This is a genomic window from Streptomyces sp. NPDC048424 (genome assembly GCF_040651555.1).
Classification (GTDB): domain Bacteria; phylum Actinomycetota; class Actinomycetes; order Streptomycetales; family Streptomycetaceae; genus Streptomyces.
In genome coordinates this window covers 313,832-334,100 of sequence record NZ_JBEZKE010000002.1, presented here as the reverse complement: position 1 = coordinate 334,100, position 20,269 = coordinate 313,832, and the positions used below count along the sequence as shown (strand labels likewise).

The following is a 20,269-nucleotide window of genomic DNA, read 5'->3' as shown; positions in this document are numbered from 1 at the left end:
AGCCCCGATCTTTCAGCCCCGCCGGCGTTTGAGGCGCGGGGCCCGGGGCGGAGCCCCGATCTTCCAGCCCCGCCGGCGTTTGAGGCGCGGGGTCCGGGGCGGAGCCCCGGCAGCGGCCCCGCACCCGGCCTCAGACGGGCGGCTTCCGCCGGGCCAGCACCCGCGCCCCCACCACCGGCGGAGCCAAGGGCGGAGCCAAGGGCACCGGCTTCGCCGCGATCAGGATCGGCGTCAGATCCAGCCCCCGCCCCGACACCACGGTCACCGCCCGAGGCGCCCGCGCAACAGGAGCCTCAGCAACAGAAGCCACCGCAGGGGCCGCCACCGCAACCCCCGGAGCCTCGGCCCCGATCTCCGGAATCAGCGTCCCCGCAGCCCTCCGCATCGCCGCCCACCGAACCTCCCGCACACCACTGTCGTGCCACCGGTCGTCCACCACCTCGTCCACGTCCAGCGCGGACAGCGCGTCGAGCGCGGCCAACCCTCTGGCCGGCCGGTTCCGCCACGCGTGCACCGCCACCGCGACCGGCACCGCCAGCAGCAGCGTCCACGCGCACGCCGCCGCCCCGGTGGCCCACCACACCGGCCCGAAGCCGGACAGCCGCCGCGAGCCCAGCGGCCCCGCAGAGGCCGCCGCGAGCCCGGTCATGACCAGACCGCAGACCACCGCGCCCAGCGCCGCCGTCAGCGCGGTCTCCCCGTACGAGACCTCACGCGCCCGGCGGACCGCGAACCAGCCCACCGCCAGCCCGGCGACCACCGGCACTCCGGCGACCGCCCAGGTCAGCGGGGTTCCGGGCCCCTCGGGCGGGAGCGCCGCCAGCAGGGGGAACCGTGGCAGCCCGGGCTGGCCCGCGAAGCCGAGCGGGGTGGCGGTGGCGTCGGCGCCGAGGGCGAAGCCGGGCCCGAGGGCGTAGGCCGCACCCCAGACGGTGGCGTTCGGCACCAGCGCGAGCGCGAGCAGCAGGACCGCGAACCGGCCCGACCACACCCCGGTCAGCGACAGGAACGAGGTCTGCACCTCCGCGCCGTGCCAGGCGAGCGAGGCGCCGACGAGCAGCGCGCCGCCGCCCAGGAGGACGAGTGCACCGCCCGCCCCCGCCCGCAGCGCCAGCGCGTACCGGGGGCGTACGACGGCCCTCCACACGCCCCCTGGTAGCCAGGACGGCAGCGGCCCGAGCGGACGCCCCCTCGCCCCCCACACCCCGCCCAGGGCGGCGAGCACGGCCACCAGCGGGACGTGCCAGGCCGCGCTGATCGGGTCGGCCGGCATGGGCCCGCCCGCCGCGTAGAGCGTGGCGAGGGCCCCGACGGCGAGGTACCCGCAGAGCACGGCCGAGAACACGGCGCCGGCGGGCAGCACCTCCTCGTCCTCCTCCTCGGCGCTCCCCAGCCGGGCGGCCCGCCGCATCAGGAGCACCGGCAGCGCGACGAGGAGCAGGGGGGTCAGGCCGACGGGCGCGGGCACGCCGGACAGGGTCTCGTACCGCACCAGCTCCGTCCCGTGGGCGAGCAGCCACAGCCCGGCGGCGAGGTGCAGCGCGCCGCCGGGGCCGCTGTCGGGGTAGGGGGAACTGATCCACAGCACGATGACGAGCACGGCGAGGAAGCCGAGCCCGAGTCCGGCCGCCACGGCGCCGCCCGCCACACATGCCGCGGCGGCGGGCGAACGGCGCCGCGCGCCGGCTCGTGGAGCCGCCGGCAACGAGGTCCCGCGTTCGGTCACTTGGGTCACCCCGCCATGGTGCCAACGACACGCGCTATGGACGGGTAACAGGCGAATGTCCGTGGTGTCGCCCAATATACGTTTATGTACTTTTTCGCCCAGGGCGGTCGGGTCGCGGGGAGTGTGGCATGACACGCAACGTCGATACGACCTCCTCATCGGCCTCGGAGCTGAGCCTGCCCGCCCGCAAGGAGCGGCGCAGGCTGCGCGAAGCGGCGGATCTGACGCACGAGCAGGTCGCGGAGGCGGTGGGCGTCACCGCGGCGACGGTCCGCTCCTGGGAAACGGGCCGCACGGATCCCCGCGGCCGCAACCGCGAGGCGTACGCGGCCTTCCTGGCCGCCCTCGCGGCCCCGGCGGCCGCCCCGGACCAGGCCGACACCACGTCAGACGGCCCTGCCGGGACGGCATCCGCGGCCGGGACGCCCCGGACGGAGCAGCCGGCCGAGACCACATCGACGGACACACCGGCCGAGCCCGTCGCGCCCGCCGCGCATTCGGCGGGCGGCCCGGCGGGACCGGCAGGAAGCCCGATCGCAGGCCCGGCCGCGGACTTCGACGCCCTCTACGACCACGCCGCCCCCGCCCTGGCCCGGCAGACCTACCTGCTCACCGGCCGCCGGACCCTCGCCCTGAAGGCCGTGGAGCGCGCGTTCACCCGCGCCTGGGCCCGGTGGCCCGAGGTGGCCACCGACCCGGACCCGGTGGGCTGGGTGCGCGCGGTCGCCTACGACTACGCCCTCTCCCCCTGGCACCGGTTCCGGCGCGCCCACCGCCGGCAGGACGCGCCCCCCGCCGATCCCGCCGACCGCATCCTGCTCGCCGCCGTGCTCGCGCTGCCCACGCGCCACCGCCGGACCGTCATGCTCTACGACGGCGTCGGCCTCGACCTTCCCGACACCGCCGCCGAGACCGAGGCCAGCACCCCCACCGCCGGCATCCGCCTCGTGCACGCGCACGCCGACCTGGCGGACCGGATCCCCCAGCTGGCCGAGGTGCCGCCCGAGAAGCAGTCCGCGCTGCTGCGCGACCTGTTCACCGCGCTGCGCCCGGCCGCCCCGCTCGACCCGCGCCCGGCGGCGGCCGTACGGGGCGGCGGCGAGCGGCGCGTACGGCTGTGGAGCCGCGGGGCCCTCGGACTGACCGCCGTGATCGCCACCGCCACCGGTTACACCGCCATGACCGCGCCCACCCACTACGAGCCTCCGCAGGCACCCGGCCAGAGCGTCTCCGGCGTGCCACCGCTGAGCGGCCCCCAGCAGCTCACCGACCAGCGCCGGCAGCTCCACGAGAAGCTGCGCGCCGATCCGGAGGCCGGGCCGGCCAGGATCGCCCCGAAGGTCGAATGAGAACGGGCGTGGCCCGCACCCCCGAGGGGTGCGGGCCACGCCCGTGCGTTCACGCATCCGTACGTGCGTCCGTACGGGGACTGCTTACTGAGCGGCGTTCAGGATCTCGCGCGCCAGCTTCGCGGTCTCGGTCGGCGTCTTGCCGACCTTCACGCCGGCGGCCTCGAGGGCCTCCTTCTTGGCCTGCGCGGTGCCGGAGGAGCCGGAGACGATGGCGCCCGCGTGGCCCATGGTCTTGCCCTCGGGGGCGGTGAAGCCCGCGACGTAACCGACGACCGGCTTGGTGACGTTCTTCGCGATGAAGTCCGCCGCACGCTCCTCGGCGTCGCCGCCGATCTCGCCGATCATGACGATCAGCTCGGTGTCCGGGTCGGCCTCGAAGGCCTCCAGGGCGTCGATGTGCGTGGTGCCGATGACCGGGTCGCCACCGATGCCGACGGCGGAGGTGAAGCCGATGTCACGGAGCTCGTACATCATCTGGTAGGTCAGCGTGCCCGACTTGGACACGAGACCGATCTTGCCGGGCTTGGTGATGTCGCCCGGGATGATGCCGGCGTTGGACTGGCCGGGGGTGATCAGACCCGGGCAGTTCGGGCCGATGATCCGGGTCTTGTTGCCCTTGGCGGTCGCGTACGCCCAGAAGGCGGCGGAGTCGTGCACCGCGATGCCCTCGGTGATGACGACGGCCAGCGGGATCTCGGCGTCGATCGCCTCGACCACGGCGGCCTTGGCGAAGGCCGGCGGGACGAAGAGGACGGAGACGTTGGCGCCCGTCTCCTTCATCGCCTCGGCGACGGAGCCGAAGACCGGGACCTCGGTGCCGTCGAAGTCGACGGTGGTGCCGGCCTTGCGCGGGTTCACGCCGCCGACGATGTTGGTGCCGTCAGCCAGCATCAGCTTGGTGTGCTTCATGCCCGTGGCACCGGTCATGCCCTGGACGATGACCTTGCTGTCCTTGTTGAGGAAGATAGCCATGTGAGTCTGTGACCTCTGCCCTTACTTCGCAGCCGCGAGCTCGGCGGCCTTGTCGGCCGCGCCGTCCATGGTGTCCACGCGCTGGACCAGCGGGTGGTTGGCGTCCGAGAGGATCTTGCGACCCAGCTCGGCGTTGTTGCCGTCGAGACGGACGACGAGGGGCTTGGTGACCTCTTCGCCCTTGTCCTTCAGCAGCTGCAGCGCCTGGACGATGCCGTTGGCGACCTCGTCGCAGGCGGTGATGCCACCGAAGACGTTGACGAAGACGGACTTGACGTCCGGGTCGCCGAGGATGATCTCGAGACCGTTGGCCATGACGGCGGCGGAGGCGCCACCGCCGATGTCCAGGAAGTTGGCGGGCTTGACGCCACCGTGGTTCTCGCCGGCGTACGCGACGACGTCGAGGGTGCTCATGACGAGACCCGCGCCGTTGCCGATGATGCCGACCTCACCGTCGAGCTTGACGTAGTTGAGGTTCTTCGCCTTGGCGGCGGCCTCGAGCGGGTTCGCGGCCGCGTGGTCCACGAACTCCTCGTGGCCCGGCTGGCGGAACTCGGCGTTCTCGTCGAGCGAGACCTTGCCGTCGAGCGCGATGACGTCGCCGTTGGCGACCTTCGCGAGCGGGTTGACCTCGACGAGGAGCGCGTCCTCGGCGATGAAGGTCGCCCACAGGGTCACGAGGACCTCGGCGACCTTCTCGGCGACCTCGGCCGGGAACTGCGCCAGCGCGACGATCTCGCGGGCCTTCTCGATGGTCACGCCCTCGTTGGCGTTCACCGGGACCTTGGCGAGCTTCTCCGGGGTCTCCTCGGCGACCTGCTCGATGTCCATGCCGCCCGCGACCGACGCCATGGCGAGGAAGGTGCGGTTGGTGCGGTCGAGGAGGTACGAGACGTAGTACTCCTCGAGGATCTCGGGAGCCGTCTCGGCGATCATCACCTTGTGGACCGTGTGGCCCTTGATGTCCATGCCGAGGATGTCCGTCGCCCGGGCGACGGCCTCGTCCGGGGTGGCGGCCAGCTTCACGCCACCGGCCTTGCCGCGGCCGCCGACCTTCACCTGCGCCTTGACGACCGACTTGCCGCCCAGCCGCTCGGTGGCCTCGCGAGCCGCCTCAGGCGTGTCGATGACTTCACCGGCCAGCACCGGTACACCGTGCTTGGCGAAGAGGTCCCTCGCCTGGTACTCGAACAGGTCCACGCGCGTCCGTCCCTTGTCTTTTTTAAAGATTCGCAGTGATTCGCGGTTGTCTGCTATCTGCGTGGGCGTGCCGCGGAGGGCAACGTGACGGCGCTGTCACAAGGAAGGCGCACACGGTGACCGTGGACGCGGCATGTCCGTCCCGCAGGTTATCCCCGAGGGCCGTAGGTCCCTAAATCGCAGATCACACCTGAGCGGTGATACCTGTCACAGATCGCCTCACGGTTGAACTGGAAGTTCGTGTGTTTCACCGATTCACACGCGGGACCGGGACGGACCCATCAGGGTGTCGGCAGGGGCCGCTTCTCCAGCGCCGCGGCCATCACCTCCGGGAACAGGTCGGGGGTGCAGGCGAAGGCCGGCGCGCCGAGCGCCGCGAGGGCGGCGGCGTGCTCGCGGTCGTAGGCCGGAGCGCCCTCGTCGGACAGGGCCAGCAGGGTCACGAACTCGACCCCCGCCCCCTTCATCGCGGCGACCCGCTTGAGCATCTCGTTGCGGATGCCGCCCTCGTAGAGATCACTGATCAGGACGACGACGGTGTCGGCGGGCCGGGTGATCTTCGACTGGCAGTAGGCGAGGGCGCGGTTGATGTCCGTGCCGCCACCCAGCTGGGTGCCGAAGAGCACGTCGACCGGGTCGTCGAGCTGATCGGTGAGGTCCACGACGGCCGTGTCGAAGACGACGAGCCGGGTCGCGATCGAGCGCATCGAGGCCAGCACCGCGCCGAAGACGGAGGCGTAGACGACGGAGGCCGCCATGGAACCCGACTGGTCGATGCAGAGGATCACCTCCTTCTTCACCGATTGCGCCGCACGGCCGTACCCGATCAGCCGCTCGGGGACGACGGTGCGGTACTCGGGCAGGTAGTTCTTGAGGTTGGCCCGGATCGTGCGGTCCCAGTCGATGTCGTGGTGGCGGGGCTGGCTGATCCGCGCGGACCGGTCGAGGGCGCCGGTCAGCGTCGCCCGGGTCCGCGCCGCGAGCTTCTTCTCCAACTGCTCGACCACCTTGCGGACCACGGCCCGCGCCGTCTCCTTGGTCGTCTCGGGCATCGCCTTGTTCAGCGAGAGCAGCGTGCCCACGAGGTGCACGTCCGGCTCCACAGCCTCCAGCATCTCCGGTTCCAGCAGCAGCGTGGACAGGCCGAGCCGCTCGATCGCGTCGCGCTGCATCACCTGGACCACCGAGCTGGGGAAGTACGTACGGATGTCCCCCAGCCAACGCGCCACGTTCGGCGCGGACCCGCCGAGCCCCGCCGACCGCGCCCCCGATCCCCTACGGGACCCCGCGTCGCCCCCGTACAACGCCCCGAGCGCGGCGTCCATCGCCGCATCCCGCCCCGCGAGCACACACCCGGTCCCCTCGGCCTCACCCCCGCCCAGCACCATCCGCCACCGCCGCAACCGCTCGCCTCCGGCGGGGTCCGCGGCTCCGTGTCGTACCCCCGCGCTCATCTCCGTACCGCCCATCCGTCCGTCCCCCTGCACTCGTCGTGTCCACCGGCACCGCCGGCTTCACCCATCCATCCGACCCGCCGCACCATCCGACCCGCCTCACCATCCGGCCCGCCGCACCAATCCAGCCCCGCCGGCGTTTGAGGCGCGGGGTCCGGGGCGGAGCCCCGGCAGCGGCGCGGCACCTCACCCCGCGAGCAGCATCCGCACCAGCCCCACCACCGCGTCCGCCCGCACGGGATCCAGCTCGGGGCCGAACCCGGCAGGCGCCGAGCCCGGCACGGCAGCCGCGGCAGCGGACGGCCCCCGCCGCACCAGCTCGCCCAGGCTCCGCCTCACCCCCGACTCGTACGCCCCGAAGGTCCTCCGCAGCAGCGGGAGTACATCGGTGAAGGCCCGCTCCGGCACCCCCACCAGCCAGCTGTCGATGAGCCCCAGCAGCCGCTCGTCGTGGACCAGCAGCGTGCCCCCGCCCGAACTCCCGCCAGCGAAGCCCTCGATCCAGCCCGCCGCGTCGGCCGGAGGGGCGGCCGGGGACAGCGCGAGCCCCATCAGCCGCGCCGTCTCCTCGGCCGGCAGCCGCCCGTCGTCGAGGAGCAGCCGGGCCGCCCGGCCGCGGATGACGCCCGGCACGGTGTCCCGGCCGGCCAGCGTCCGCAGCACCGCGGACCAGCGCTCCCGCAGCCCCTCGTCGGTGTCGGCCAGCAGCGCCACCGCTCCGTGCACCCCGTCCACGTGGCCCCGCAGCTCCGCCGCCGCGTCGGCGTCGAGGCCGGCCGCGCAGGCGGGCGGCAGCGCCACGCATATTCGCTCCGCGAGCCCGGCCGCGACCGTGCCCAGCGCCGTCGCGTCGGTGCCCCGCACGTCCCCGTACCGCAGCGAACGGGCCAGCGCGGGCAGGGCCTTGGCGAGCCGCGCCACGTCGGTGTCCAGTGCGGCCCGGTCCGCGAGGGCCCGCAGTACGGCGGGCAGCGCCTCGGACAGCCCGGCGAGCAGGCACCGCTCGGCGAGCGCCGTCACCTCCCCCAGCTCCTCGGCGCCGGCCGCGTCGGCCTCGGCCTTGGCGGTGGCCGCCGCGAGGACGGTGGTGCCCCAGATCCCGGCCTCGGCGACCCGCACGGACAGTTCGGGCTCCCACCGCAGCCGCCACGTCTCGCGGAAGGTCCCGGTGCTGCCCCGGGAGGCGGCCGGGGTGCCCCATCCGATGCCGAGCAGCCGCAGCCGGTGGAGCAGGAGGGACTTCGCCGCGTCGGTGTCCTTGCGCAGGTCGAGTTCCAGTTCGCGGTCCTGCGCCTCGGCCTTGAGCCGCAGCGAGCGCTGCTGTCTCGTCAGGTCCCGCTGGAGCGGTACGACGGGCGCCGCGTCCGGGACCTCGCCGAGCACGTCGCCGACCACCAGGCGGTCCTCGATCAGCGCGAGCGGTATGTCGGAGCCGTCGCACATCACCGCCCGGACCGCTTCGAGGGTCTCCGTCAGGCCGGGCAGCGGCCGTCCCCGCATCGCGGCGAGGGTCTCGGCCAGCCGGACCGCCTCGATGACGTGCGCCGAGGAGACCTGCCGGTCCTCCGCGCGCAGCAGGCCGGCGACCTTGGTCAGCCAGCGCTCGACGGGCCGGTCCCGAGCCTCGAAGAGATGGGCGTACCAGCCGGGCGAGGTGATGCCGGCGCCGTATCCGCCGGCCCGGGCGAGCCGGCGGTGGGTCCACGGCACCCAGGTGGTCTCCACCTTGACCTTCGGCAGGCCGCTCAGCAGTGCCTTGTCCGCGGCCACGGTGGTCTTCGCCCGCAGCGCCGGGACGTGCCAGGCCCCGCACACGACGGCGTACGCGTCGCCGAACTCCCGGCGGGCGGCCCGCATCCGCTGCCGCATGTAGGCCTCGCGCACCAGGTCGCGGTGGTGGCCGCCGTCGCCGTACGCCTCGCGCAGGGCTCCCATGGCCTCCCCGAGCGCCTCGAACGCACCGAGCACCTCCTCCCCCGCGCCCCCGGCGCCGCCGGCGCCCCGGTGTTCGACCACGTCCTCCCACCAGCGTTCGGGGTCGTCGTACCCGGCGGTCTCGGCCAGCACCGCGAGGGGGTCCACCCGGACCGCATCGGGCTCGGCGTGGTCCGCGCCCGGCTCGGCGGCCAGCGAGTGCGCGGCCGGCAGGTCCATGAACCGCACCGGTACGCCGGCCTGTTGGGCCCAGCGGATCGCCACCCACTCCGGGGAGAAGTCGGCGAGCGGCCAGAACGCGGCCCGGCCGGGGTCGTCCGCGGCGTGCGCGAGCAGCGCCACGGGCGGCCGCATTCCGGGGTCGGCGGCGAGCGCGAGCAGCCCGTCCCCCTCGGGCGGCCCCTCGATCAGCACGGCCTCCGGGCGGGCCGCTTCCAGCGCCGCCCGCACCGCGCGGGCCGAGCCGGGCCCGTGGTGCCGTACGCCCAGCAGCAGTGGGCCCCGCGGGCTCGGGCTCATACCGTCACCTCCCGGCAGGCCCGGTAGAAGTCCTTCCAGCCGTCCCGCTCGCGGACCACGGCCTCCAGGTACTCCTGCCAGACCACCTTGTCGGCGGCCGGGTCGCGGACCACGGCGCCGAGGATCCCGGCGGCCACGTCGGAGGGGCGCAGCACGCCGTCCCCGAAGTGGGCGGCCAGGGCCAGGCCGCCGGTGACGACGGAGATGGCCTCGGCGGTGGACAGGGTGCCGCTGGGCGACTTCACCTTCGTACGGCCGTCGCCGGTGACCCCGTCGCGCAGCTCGCGGAAGACGGTGACGACGCGGCGGATCTCCTCCAGGCCCTCGGGCGCGGCCGGCAGGTCGAGGGCGCGGCCCATCTGGTCGACGCGGCGGGCCACGATGTCGACCTCGGCGTCGGCGCTGGCGGGCAGCGGCAGCACCACGGTGTTGAAGCGGCGGCGCAGTGCGCTGGACAGCTCGTTGACCCCGCGGTCGCGGTCGTTGGCGGTGGCGATGAGGTTGAAGCCGCGCACGGCCTGCACCTCTTCGCCGAGCTCCGGTATCGGCAGGGTCTTCTCGGACAGGACGGTGATGAGGGTGTCCTGGACGTCGGCGGGGATGCGGGTGAGCTCCTCGACGCGGGCGGTCATGCCCTCGGCCATGGCCCGCATGACGGGGCTGGGGACGAGGGCCTCGCGGCTGGGGCCGTGGGCGAGGAGCCGGGCGTAGTTCCAGCCGTACCGGATGGCCTCCTCGGGGGTGCCGGCGGTGCCCTGGACGAGGAGGGTGGAGTCTCCGCTGACGGCGGCGGCGAGGTGTTCGGAGACCCAGGTCTTGGCGGTGCCGGGGACGCCGAGCAGGAGCAGTGCGCGGTCGGTGGCCAGGGTGGTGACGGCGACTTCGACGATGCGGCGCGGTCCCACGTACTTGGGCGTGATGACCGTGCCGTCGTCGAGCGTGCCGCCCTGCAGATAGGTGGCGACGGCCCACGGGGAGAGCTTCCAGCGGGCCGGCCGGGGCCGGTCGTCGGCGGCCGCGAGGGCTTTCAGTTCGTGTGCGAAAGCGTCTTCGGCGTGCGGTCGCAGCGCTTCGGCCGGGCGTTCGTTCTCGGGCGTGGTCATGGTCCCCCTCCAAGGCTCGGCAGCCGCTTCCGACTGCTGGATCCAAGGTGCACCACGCCACTGACAACGCCCCCTGCTCGCCACGTCGTTGCAGGTCAGAGCGATTGTCAGTGGGGGTCTCTACGGTGGAACACATGACTGAGCAGGGGGTCCGCTGGACAGCGGAACAGGTACTGGCTCTGGCTCCTGACGACGCCTCACGCAAAGCGGGGAGCAGACTCGGCGGGGCGGGTCCGTGGTCGCAGATCGGAGGTTCCTCTTCCGGTTCTGTGTGGGGGTTGTGCAAGGGAAGCGGCAGCAAGCCGTACCGGACGGTCGTGGACCTGGCCGGACCGGCCTACAAGTGCTCCTGCCCGAGCCGGAAGTTCCCGTGCAAGCACGCTCTGGGGCTGCTGCTGCTCTGGTCCGCCGAGGGGGTCGGCGAGCCGGGCGAGGCGCCGGACTGGGCCGCGCAGTGGCTGGCGGACCGGGCGGCCAAGGCCGCGCGTCCCGCCGCGGGGGCGGGCGGGCCGGTGGACGAGGAGGGGGCGCGCAAGCGGGCCGAGCGGCGGGCGGCCCGCGTCGGCGCGGGCGTCACCGAGCTGGAACAGCGGCTGTCCGATCTGGTGCGCGGCGGCCTCGCCGGCCAGGAACAGGCCGGTTACGCGGGGTGGGAGGAGACCGCGGCCCGGATGGTCGACGCGCAGGCGCCCGGACTGGCCTCGCGGGTGCGGGAGTTGGGGACGATACCCAGTTGCGGCCCGGGCTGGCCCGCCCGGATGCTGGAGGAGGCGGCGCTGCTGCACCTGCTGGACCGGGCCTGGCTGGGGGTGGCAGGGCTGCCGGAACAGCTGGCGGCGACGGTGCGCAGCCGGGTGGGACTGCCGGCCTCCGGGGAGGGGGAGGCCGTACGGGACCGCTGGCTGGTGCTGGCCCAGTACGACTCGGTGTCACCGGACGGCCGGCTCACCACCCGCCGGATATGGCTGCGCGGACTGCAGGGCGGACGGCCCGCCCTGGTACTGGACTTCGGACCGCCCGGGCGGCCGCCGGGTCTGTCGCTGCCGGTCGGACTGGCGCTGGAGGCGGAGCTCCGCTTCCGGCCCGGATCGGCGGGGCTGCGGGCGGACCTCGGGGAGAGACTCTCGGCGGCCGTTCCGTGCGCCGGGGTTCCGGCCGGGGTGAGCACGGGGGCGGCACTGGAGGCGTACGGGGCGGCGCTGCGGGAGGACCCGTGGCTGGAGTCCTGGCCGGTGGTGCTCGGCCCGGTGGTCCCGATACCGGGCGAGCTCGGCTGGCAGCTGGCGGACGCGGAGGGCACCTGTGCCCTGCCGGTGCCGCTCACCGGGTCCGGCAGCCGTTCCCGCTCGGGCCTGTGGCAGCTGGCCGCGTTGTCGGGCGGGGGGCCGGTGACGGTGTTCGGCGAGTGCGGCCACCGCGGCTTCACCCCGCTGACGGCGTGGCAGCCGGACTCTCCCGAGCCGGTCGCCCTGTCCTGAGCGCGGGCGGAAAAACACCACACACAGCAGGGGGCCTGGGGGGACGTATGCCGTCATACAGGCGGCGGGGAGGGAACGCGGGCGCGCCGGGGGGCGTCGCACGCGGCACGACGAGGTTGCGGCGGCGCGGGGGCGCCGGCGCTGTGACGACGAGAAGCCGGGGGGCTTGCATGAACGACAACCACGCCAGTTGAGCGCAGTACACGAACGCACGACAGCCCCGGTCCCGCGGAGGGGGCGGGACCGGGGCGCAGGACGCGAAGAAGGACGAGCGGCGAGGGAGGGGCCCGATGAGCAAGGGTGACGAGGGGTACGGGGAGTGGGAGGAGCTGGTCGGCGCCGCGCTGCTGGGCACCGACCGGCGCCGGGGCGGTGGCCCGGCCGGCTCGCCGGAGGCACTGCTGGACGCGGCGGCCGTGCACGCCGTACGACGCCGGGCCGGGCTGCGGCCCGCCCCGGCGGGTCCGCATCCGCAGCCCGCGCCCCGGGATCCGCGCCCGGCGCCACCGGAGGCGGCCGGCCGGCGGCTCGCCCAGCTGCTGGCCGGCCGGACGGCAGCGGGCAGCGGCGGCGGGCGGCGCGGGGCCGCCCCGGACCTGACGGAGCTGCTGCCCCAGTGGCTGGCCGCGGCCGGCCGGCACGGATACCGCGCGCCGGCCTCCCTGGTACCGGCGCTGCTCGACGCGGCCCGGGCCCGTACGGACCTGCGGCCGCAGGCGCTGGCCCTGGCCGGCACGCGCGGGCTGTGGCTGGCCCGGCTGAATCCGGACTGGCGGTTCGCCCTGCGCGGCGGGGCGGGCGGCACCGGGGACCTGCCCGAGGTGACCGACCCTGCCGGGGTGGAACGGCTGTGGCAGGAAGGACTGTTCGCGGAGCGGGTGGCGCTGCTCGGCGCCGTACGGGCCCACGAGGCGGCGGCCGCGCCGCGACTGCTGGCGACGACCTGGGCCACCGAACGGGCCGAGGACCGGCTGATGTTCCTCGATTCGCTGCGGGTGGGGCTGTCGGAGGGGGACGAGACCTTCCTGGAGGCGGCACTGGGCGACCGCAGCCGCAACGTCCGCGCGACGGCCGCCGAACTGCTGTCGGCGCTGCCGCGATCGGCCCTGGCCGGCCGGATGGCGGAGCGCGCCCTGGCCTGCGTGGGCCCGGAGGGGGTGACCCCGCCGGCCGAGTGCGATGCGGGGATGCTCCGCGACGGAGTGGTCAAGCGGCCACCCGCCGGGCGCGGGGAGCGGGCCTGGTGGCTCGGCCAGATCGTGGAGGCGGCGCCGCTGTCGTGCTGGCGGGAGCGGTTCGGGGGGCTCGGCCCGGCGGAGATCGTGGCGCTGCCGCTCGCCGAGGGCGAGGGATGGACCGAGGAACTGCACGCGGCGTGGTGCCGGGCGGCGGTGCGCCAGCGCGACGCGGCGTGGTCGCGAGCCTTGCTCGGCCCGCCGTCCGCATCGCCCGCGGCAGGTCCCGGCACGGCTTCGCTCGCGGAGCGGGCCAAGCTTCTGGAGACCCTGCCGGACGCGGAACGGGCGGAGTGGGTCGCCGAGTTCATACGGGCCCACGGGCTGTCGGAGGCGTTCCAGCTGCTCGGGGTGTGCGTCGTGCCGTGGGCGGGGGCCCTGGGCCGGGCGGTGGTGGACGCGCTGGACATGGCCCGCGAGGCCGGCAGCTATCCGTGGAGCTTCAGCGGGGTGATGGGCCTGGCCGAACGCTGCCTCGATCCTGCGGAGGCCGGCCGGCTGGAGGCCCTGACCGCGGCCACGGAGGAGCCGCCGGACGCGGTTCCCGGCGCGGCCGCGTACTGGGCCGAGGCCTTTCAGCGGCTGGTGGCCACGCTTCGGCTGCGCGCGGCCATGCTGTCGGAGTTGGCGCCGGCCGCCTGATCCCTCCCGGGTGGGGTGGGCTGGCGGTCCGGTGCGGCTCAAGGACCTGGGGCTCCGCCCCGGACCCTCCCCCAGACTCCGTCCGGGGGGACCCCCACCTCAAACGCCGGCGGGGCTGGATTGGACGCCGGCGAAGCTGAAAGAGCGAGGCTGAAAGGCGGGGGCCGTCAGGTGCGGACGTTCGCTCGGACCCAGTCCACGATGGACGTCGTCGTGGCGCCCGGGGTGAAGATCTCGGCCACGCCCTTCTCCTTGAGCGGGGCGATGTCGTCCTCCGGGATGATGCCGCCGCCGAAGACCTTGATGTCCTCCGCGTCGCGCTCCTTGAGGAGTTCCAGCACGCGCGCGAACAGCGTGTTGTGGGCGCCGGAGAGGATCGAGAGGCCGATCGCGTCGGCGTCCTCCTGGATGGCGGTGTCCACGATCTGCTCGGGGGTCTGGTGGAGGCCGGTGTAGATGACCTCCATGCCCGCGTCCCGCAGCGCCCGCGCGATCACCTTGGCCCCGCGGTCGTGGCCGTCGAGACCCGGCTTGGCCACCACCACACGGATCGGACCGGTCACACCCATCGCACTGCCTCCCGAGTGAACGAACGTTAAGTACAGCATCGCGCACGCCGCCGTTTCGCGGTCAATCACGAGGGGGAAATCACACGTGGGACGGCATTGCGCCACCGCGCCGACAGCCGCACGGCACGGTGGCGCAAGAGCCCCGGGTCCCAAGAGGCTCAGGGGAGGCCGTCGATGGGGCTGTACATACCCGTGCCCATGCCCTTGTCCGGTGCGGCCCTGCGGGCCGGCGTGCTCGAGGTGATGGTGCTCGGCGGGCACCTCCTCCTCTATCCGACCGGAGTGTGCCAGGAAAAGGTCACCGCCGCCGCACCCGCGACACGCCCGCCCGTCCTCCTCCTCCACGGATTCACCGACAATCGGTCCGTCTTCGTGCTCCTGCGCCGCGCCCTCGGGGCGGGCGGCCTGCGGCACGTGGAGGCGTACAACTACTCGCCCTTCACCCTCGACCTGCGCGTCACCGCCCGCCATCTCGCCCGGCGTGTCGAGGAGCTGTGCGAGCGCACCGGACAGGAGCGGGTGGACTTGGTCGGGCACAGCCTGGGCGGGCTGGTCGGCCGGTACTACGTGCAGCGCCTCGGCGGCGACGCCCGCGTCCGGACGCTCGTCACCCTCGGCACCCCGCACTCCGGCACGCGGGTCGCGCCCTTCATGGACGCGCACCCGCTGGTGCGGCAGATGCGCCCGGACTCCGAGGTGCTGGCCGAACTGGCCGCGCCCGCGCCCGGATGCGCCACCCGGTGCGTGGCCTTCTGGAGCGAGTTCGACGCGCTGATGACTCCGGTCGGGACCGCGCGGATCGAGCACCCGGACCTATGTGTGGAGAACGTGCAGGTCACCGGGATCGGGCACCTCGCACTGCCCGCGCACCCCGCCGTCATCGCGGCGGTCCGGCGCGCCCTCGACGGGCCCGGTCTGGCCGCCGTCGCGGGCTCGGAGGCCGCGTCCGTCGCCTAGCCGCCGAACGACCTCCAGTCGAACGAATTTCGAACTCAAGGCCAAGGGTGCGTCTTTCGGCGACCGAAAGACGGCCGAATGCCCGGTTCCGGCAATCTCGAGACCCGGCGAAGATTGTCGTTGCGAGTAACCGACGGGTACAGTCACGCCACTGCTCTCCTCCGGTGAACCACGCGTTCCCGGCCACCCAGGCCCCACTGCCGAGGCGAAAGAGAAGTTGGTGAACGACCGCCCCTCGCCGGGCCAGTACCCGGATGCCGGGTATGACGGCCTTGCCACCACCACTTTCGCTGGTGACTCGACCTACGTTTCCTATGAAACGCAGGGCCAAGGGGTCAACTACGCCGCCTACGGCTCCTATGAGACCGGCGCGTACGACACCACCGCGTGGACCTCCCAGGACCCTTACCTGTCGACGATCCCGACCCAGACCGCCCCCGAGGACACCACCGGGACCTGGGACGCGAGCGCCTGGAACACGCAAGGCGGGGGCGCGGACTACTCCGGCTACGCCGAGTACCAGCCGGCCCAGCCGGCCTCCTTCGGCTACGACGCCTCCGGCGAGCAGACCGGGCACTGGGCGATGCCGGGCTACGGCACCACCGGCACCGAGACCGGCGCCTACGACGCCACCGCCTGGAACACCCTCGCGGAGACCCCGGTCCAGCCCCAGCCCCAGCCCGACGTCGCTTACCCGTACGAATACGAGTACCAGCCCGCGCAGCCGCAGCAGGCACAGGAGTACGCGTACGGGACGACCTCCGTCGGCTACGACGCCGGGACCCAGGCCGGAACCGACGCGTACGCCGACGGCTACAGCCAGACCGCGGTCTTCGAGGTGCTCCCCGACGCGAGCCCCGAGGCCCCCGAGGCGTCCCTGGCGTCCGAGGTCCACGAGCTGCCCGAGGTCCACGAACTCCACTCCGCGCACGAGGTCCACGACCTCCCCACGCAGGCCATGCCCGTGACCGCCGCTCCGCGCGCCGCGCGCCGGACCGCCGCCAAGGGCAGCACCAAGGGCAGCACCAAGGGCAGCGCCAAGGCCGCCGGCAGCAGCCGTCGCCGCACCCCGGCGAAGCGTTCCGCCCTGCTGACCGTGGCCGTGCCCTCCGCCTGTGTGATGGGCGTCGCGGGCGTGGCGGCCGCCTCCGTCGGCGGGCTCACCGACACGGACAAGCCCGCCCAGGACACCACCACGATGGCCGCGCCCGACCCGGCCTCGGTGAAGCCCGTCGCGGCGAACACCAAGCTCGACACCCAACTGGTCGCGCTCAGCGCCGACGCGGGCGATTTCGCGGACCGCGCGAGCCGCACGCAGGAGCGCATCGACCTGCGCGAGCGCCAGGAAGAGGAAAAGAAGAAGAAGGCGGAGGAGGCCGCGGCCAAGGAGGCCGCCCGCCCCAAGTTCGCCATCCCCGTGAACCAGCACGGCCTGAGCGCCAACTTCGGCCAGGCCGGCGGCATGTGGATGTCCGTGCACACCGGCATCGACTTCCCGGTCTCCTACGGAACCCCGGTCATGGCCGCCACCGACGGCACCGTGCGCACCCAGTACAACAGCGCCTACGGGAACATGGCGATAGTGACCGCGCCCGACGGCACCGAGACCTGGTACTGCCACCTCAGCTCGACCAAGATCCGCGGCGGCAAGGTGAAGGCGGGCGACGTCATCGCCTACTCCGGCAACTCCGGCAACTCCACCGGCCCGCACCTCCACTTCGAGGTCCGGCCCGGCGGCGGAGCCGCGATCGACCCCCTGGCGTGGCTGCGCAGCCACGACCTGGACCCGCGCTGACCGCCGCGCGGCCCGAAGGCCGCGCGGCCGCCCGCCGTACTCCCTGGTCCTACAGCTTCTGCACCGGCGCGTAACGCAGCAGCAGCCGCTTGGGCTTGTCGTCCCCGAAGTCGATGGTGGCCTGCGCGTCCGCGCCCGCTCCCTTGACCTCCATGACGGTGCCGAGCCCGAACTGGTCGTGCGTGACCCGGTCCCCGACCACCAGGGCGATGACCGGCTTGTCCGCGGCCCGCCGCGTCGCGAACCCGGACGGGCCCGACTTCGTACGCGACGAGGACAGGAACGCCTCGGGCGAGGTGCCGAAGGTCGCCTTCCCCGCACCGGCGGACGAGGACCCGTAGCCGGAGCTCCGCATCGGTCCCGCCGGCTTCTGCGTGGCGCCCGTCCGCTTCCACTGGAGGTACTCGGCCGGGATCTCCTCGAGGAACCGCGACGGCGGGTTGTACGAGGGCGTGCCCCAGGCGCTGCGCATGCTCGACCGGGTGAGGTACAGCCGCTCGCGGGCCCGTGTGATGCCGACGTAGGCGAGGCGGCGCTCCTCCTCCAGTTCCTTGGTCTGGCCCAGCGCGCGCATGTGCGGGAAGACCCCGTCCTCCATGCCGGTCAGGAAGACCACCGGGAACTCCAGGCCCTTGGCGGTGTGCAGGGTCATCAGCGTGATGACGCCCGTGCCCTCGGTGTCCTCGTCGGGGATCTGGTCGGAGTCGGCGACGAGCGCGACCTGCTCCAGGAACTCGGCCAGGGTGCCGGGCCCGGGAGCCGGGGCTCCGGTTTCGGCGGCCTCGGCCGTCGCGGCCTCCCGCGCCTGCTCGAACTCCAGCGCCACCGCCGCCAGCTCCTGGAGGTTCTCGATCCGCGTCTCGTCCTGCGGGTCGGTCGACGCCTGCAGTTCGGCGAGGTAGCCGGTCCGCTCCAGGACCGCCTCCAGGACCACCGCCGGGCCCGCGCCCGAGTCGACGATCGTGCGGAGCTCCTCCATCAACACGTTGAACCGCTTCACCGCGTTCGTCGAGCGGGCGGCCATCCCGAAGGCCTCGTCCACGCGCCGCAGTGCCTGCGGGAAGGTGATCTTCTCGCGCATCGCGAGGGCGTCGATCATCGCCTCGGCGCGCTCGCCGATGCCGCGCTTGGGCGTGTTCAGGATCCGGCGGAGCGGGACGTTGTCCTCCGGGTTGGCGAGGACGCGCAGGTACGCGAGGACGTCGCGGACCTCCTTGCGCTCGTAGAAGCGGACGCCGCCGACGACCTTGTAGGGCAGCCCGACCCGGATGAAGATCTCCTCGAACACGCGCGACTGCGCGTTGGTCCGGTAGAAGATCGCGACGTCGCCGGCCTTGGCGTCGCCCGCGTCCGTCAGCCGGTCGATCTCGTCGGCGACGAACTGCGCCTCGTCGTGCTCGGTGTCCGCGACGTAGCCGGTGATGACCGCGCCGGTGCCGGCCTCGGTCCACAGGTTCTTGGCTCGGCGGTTCTCGTTGCGCTCGATGACCGCGTTGGCGGCGGAGAGGATCGTCTGCGTGGAGCGGTAGTTCTGCTCCAGCAGGATCGTCGTCGCGTCCTTGTAGTCCTCTTCGAACTGGAGGATGTTGCGGATGGTCGCGCCGCGGAAGGCGTAGATCGACTGGTCGGCGTCACCCACGACGCACAGCTCGGCCGGGGGCAGGTCCGGGTAGCCGGTGCCGACCAGCTCGCGCACCAGCGTGTACTGGGCGTGGTTGGTGTCCTGGTACTCGTCCACGAGGACGTGCCGGAAGCGGCGCCGGTAGTGCTCGGCGACGTCGGGGAACGCCTGGAGCAGGTGCACCGTGGTCATGATGATGTCGTCGAAGTCGAGGGCGTTGGCCTCGCGCAGCCGCCCCTGGTACATCGCGTACGCCTGGGCGAGGGTCTTCTCGAACCCGTCGACGGCCTGGTCGGCGAAGGCCTCCTCGTCGATCAGCTCGTTCTTCAGGTTCGAGATCTTGGCGTTGAAGGACTTCGGCGGGAACTTCTTCGGGTCCAGGTCCAGGTCGCGGCAGACGAGCGCCATCAGGCGCTTCGAGTCGGCCGCGTCGTAGATGGAGAAGGAGGAGGTGAAGCCGAGCCGCTTGGACTCGCGGCGCAGGATGCGGACGCACGCGCTGTGGAAGGTGGAGACCCACATGGCGTTGGCGCGCGGGCCGACCAGGCTCTCGACGCGCTCCTTCATCTCGCCGGCGGCCTTGTTGGTGAAGGTGATCGCCAGGATCTGGCCGGGGTGGACGTTCCGCGCGGACAGCAGGTGTCCGATGCGGTGGGTCAGCACCCGGGTCTTGCCGGAGCCGGCGCCGGCCACGATGAGCAGCGGCGAGCCCGCGTGCACCACGGCCGCGGCCTGCTGCTCGTTCAGCCCGTGCAGGAGCGTCGCCGGGTCGATGACGGGCTTGGGGGCGCCGTCCCGGTAGTACGCGTCCCCGCTCATGGGCACGTCGAACCGCCCCCCGAAGAGATCGTCCGTGCCCGGTTCCGGGGCGCCGTGATCCTCGGGCGGCGGCGGGACCTCGTCGGAGGGGGTGAGGTCCGCCAGGAAACTGTCGTCAAAGAGGCTGCTCATCGCATTCCGAGTCTAGGGGGCGGGACCGACAGGCCAGGACGAGTTCCAGCAGACCGGGGAAGCACTCGTCCAGATCGTCGCGGCGCAGTGCGAGGTAGAGCTTGCGGCCGCTGGGTCGCTGCCGGATCACTCCGCTCTCGCGCAGCGTCTTGAGGTGGTGCGTGACGCTGGATCTGGGCAGGTCGGGCACGACCTCGCCGCAGAACGCCGCCTCGCCGGAGGCCAGCTTGCGGACGATCTCCAGCCGGACGGGATGCCCGAGCGCGGCCAGCACCTCGACCAGCTCGATGCGGTCGGCGGCGGGGTGGGTCGGGTCAGCTGCGGCAGCCATGCCCCAACTGTACGCAGATCTCGTACGGACCTCGCCCGGCTGTTCGAAAACCCCGCCCCGTACGCTCGTCCGCATGGACGTACTCATCAATGTCTTCGTCGGCCTGCACATCATCGGGATCGCCTCGCTGCTCGGCGGTTTCCTGACCCAGATGAAGGCGATGAGCGCGGGCACCGCCCGCTTCACCCCGGCCATGCTGCACGGTGCGCTCACCATGCTCGTGACGGGCGTACTGCTGGTCGGCTTCAACGAGATGGACGGCACGCCGGTCAACAACGTCAAGGTCGGCGTGAAGCTCGCGATCCTCTTCGTGATCCTCGCCCTCGTCTACGTCAAGCGCGACGAGGAGAAGGTCGAGAAGGCGATGTTCGGCGCGGTCGGCGGACTGACCATGATCAATATTTTTATCGCCGTCCTCTGGCACTGACG

15 protein-coding genes are annotated in these 20,269 nt (G+C 73.2%); 6 read left to right on the top strand and 9 right to left on the bottom strand.

Translation table 11 applies throughout. From position 1 onward, the window contains the following. Window positions 1-130 precede the first annotated feature (130 nt). On the bottom strand, window positions 131-1,735 hold the full coding sequence (locus AB0D29_RS04110; RefSeq protein ID WP_362852024.1) for a DUF6350 family protein: 1,605 nt from the start codon (window positions 1,733-1,735) through the stop codon (window positions 131-133). A 119-nt stretch (window positions 1,736-1,854) separates the two neighbouring features. On the opposite strand from AB0D29_RS04110, the gene AB0D29_RS04105 reads away from it, so the two are divergent. Further along, entirely contained in the window at window positions 1,855-3,075 is a 1,221-nt protein-coding gene (locus AB0D29_RS04105; RefSeq protein ID WP_362852023.1) for a helix-turn-helix domain-containing protein, read from the top strand. Window positions 3,076-3,159: 84 nt separating this feature from the next. Here AB0D29_RS04105 and sucD read toward each other — a convergent pair whose 3' ends face one another. The 5 genes from sucD to AB0D29_RS04080 all read right to left on the bottom strand — a co-directional run bounded on the left by sucD (window position 3,160) and on the right by AB0D29_RS04080 (window position 10,261). After that, on the bottom strand, window positions 3,160-4,050 hold the full coding sequence (sucD, locus tag AB0D29_RS04100) for a succinate--CoA ligase subunit alpha (protein ID WP_362852022.1): 891 nt from the start codon (window positions 4,048-4,050) through the stop codon (window positions 3,160-3,162). A 21-nt stretch (window positions 4,051-4,071) separates the two neighbouring features. Next, on the bottom strand, window positions 4,072-5,250 hold the full coding sequence (gene sucC / locus AB0D29_RS04095; RefSeq protein ID WP_361771006.1) for an ADP-forming succinate--CoA ligase subunit beta: 1,179 nt from the start codon (window positions 5,248-5,250) through the stop codon (window positions 4,072-4,074). A gap of 281 nt (window positions 5,251-5,531) precedes the next feature. After that, window positions 5,532-6,719, bottom strand: a complete 1,188-nt coding sequence (locus AB0D29_RS04090; RefSeq protein WP_362852021.1) for a VWA domain-containing protein — start codon at window positions 6,717-6,719, stop codon at window positions 5,532-5,534. Between the two features lie 171 nt (window positions 6,720-6,890). After that, window positions 6,891-9,158, bottom strand: coding sequence for a DUF5682 family protein (locus AB0D29_RS04085; protein ID WP_362852020.1), 2,268 nt, complete (start codon window positions 9,156-9,158; stop codon window positions 6,891-6,893). Continuing rightward, on the bottom strand, window positions 9,155-10,261 hold the full coding sequence (locus tag AB0D29_RS04080) for an AAA family ATPase (protein WP_362852019.1): 1,107 nt from the start codon (window positions 10,259-10,261) through the stop codon (window positions 9,155-9,157). The genes AB0D29_RS04085 and AB0D29_RS04080 overlap by 4 nt, the downstream gene beginning before the upstream one ends. A gap of 134 nt (window positions 10,262-10,395) precedes the next feature. On the opposite strand from AB0D29_RS04080, the gene AB0D29_RS04075 reads away from it, so the two are divergent. Both AB0D29_RS04075 and AB0D29_RS04070 read left to right on the top strand, forming a co-directional pair. Continuing rightward, window positions 10,396-11,739 (top strand): SWIM zinc finger family protein, encoded by a 1,344-nt coding sequence (locus AB0D29_RS04075; protein WP_362852018.1) that lies wholly within the window; start codon window positions 10,396-10,398, stop codon window positions 11,737-11,739. A 290-nt stretch (window positions 11,740-12,029) separates the two neighbouring features. Continuing rightward, complete coding sequence (locus AB0D29_RS04070) at window positions 12,030-13,616, top strand: DUF5691 domain-containing protein (protein ID WP_362852017.1); 1,587 nt, start codon at window positions 12,030-12,032, stop codon at window positions 13,614-13,616. A 167-nt stretch (window positions 13,617-13,783) separates the two neighbouring features. Here AB0D29_RS04070 and AB0D29_RS04065 read toward each other — a convergent pair whose 3' ends face one another. After that, window positions 13,784-14,185, bottom strand: a complete 402-nt coding sequence (locus tag AB0D29_RS04065) for a cobalamin B12-binding domain-containing protein (protein WP_030710468.1) — start codon at window positions 14,183-14,185, stop codon at window positions 13,784-13,786. Between the two features lie 174 nt (window positions 14,186-14,359). On the opposite strand from AB0D29_RS04065, the gene AB0D29_RS04060 reads away from it, so the two are divergent. Together AB0D29_RS04060 and AB0D29_RS04055 are read left to right on the top strand one after the other, a co-directional pair. Beyond that, window positions 14,360-15,142: an alpha/beta fold hydrolase gene (locus tag AB0D29_RS04060; protein ID WP_362852016.1), complete on the top strand. Its 783-nt coding sequence runs from the start codon at window positions 14,360-14,362 to the stop codon at window positions 15,140-15,142. Between the two features lie 220 nt (window positions 15,143-15,362). Next, complete coding sequence (locus AB0D29_RS04055) at window positions 15,363-16,937, top strand: M23 family metallopeptidase (RefSeq protein ID WP_362852015.1); 1,575 nt, start codon at window positions 15,363-15,365, stop codon at window positions 16,935-16,937. Window positions 16,938-16,986: 49 nt separating this feature from the next. On the opposite strand, the gene pcrA is transcribed toward AB0D29_RS04055, so the two are convergent. Both pcrA and AB0D29_RS04045 read right to left on the bottom strand, forming a co-directional pair. Continuing rightward, on the bottom strand, window positions 16,987-19,509 hold the full coding sequence (gene pcrA, locus AB0D29_RS04050; RefSeq protein ID WP_362852014.1) for a DNA helicase PcrA: 2,523 nt from the start codon (window positions 19,507-19,509) through the stop codon (window positions 16,987-16,989). Next, the gene (locus AB0D29_RS04045; protein WP_362852013.1) at window positions 19,493-19,840 is read right to left on the bottom strand and encodes a metalloregulator ArsR/SmtB family transcription factor; all 348 of its coding nucleotides are present in this window, start codon (window positions 19,838-19,840) and stop codon (window positions 19,493-19,495) included. The genes pcrA and AB0D29_RS04045 overlap by 17 nt, the downstream gene beginning before the upstream one ends. A 73-nt stretch (window positions 19,841-19,913) precedes the next feature. Here AB0D29_RS04045 and AB0D29_RS04040 point away from each other — a divergent pair, with 73 nt between their 5' ends. Next, the gene (locus AB0D29_RS04040) at window positions 19,914-20,267 is read left to right on the top strand and encodes a hypothetical protein (protein ID WP_030710454.1); all 354 of its coding nucleotides are present in this window, start codon (window positions 19,914-19,916) and stop codon (window positions 20,265-20,267) included. Window positions 20,268-20,269: the final 2 nt, after the last annotated feature.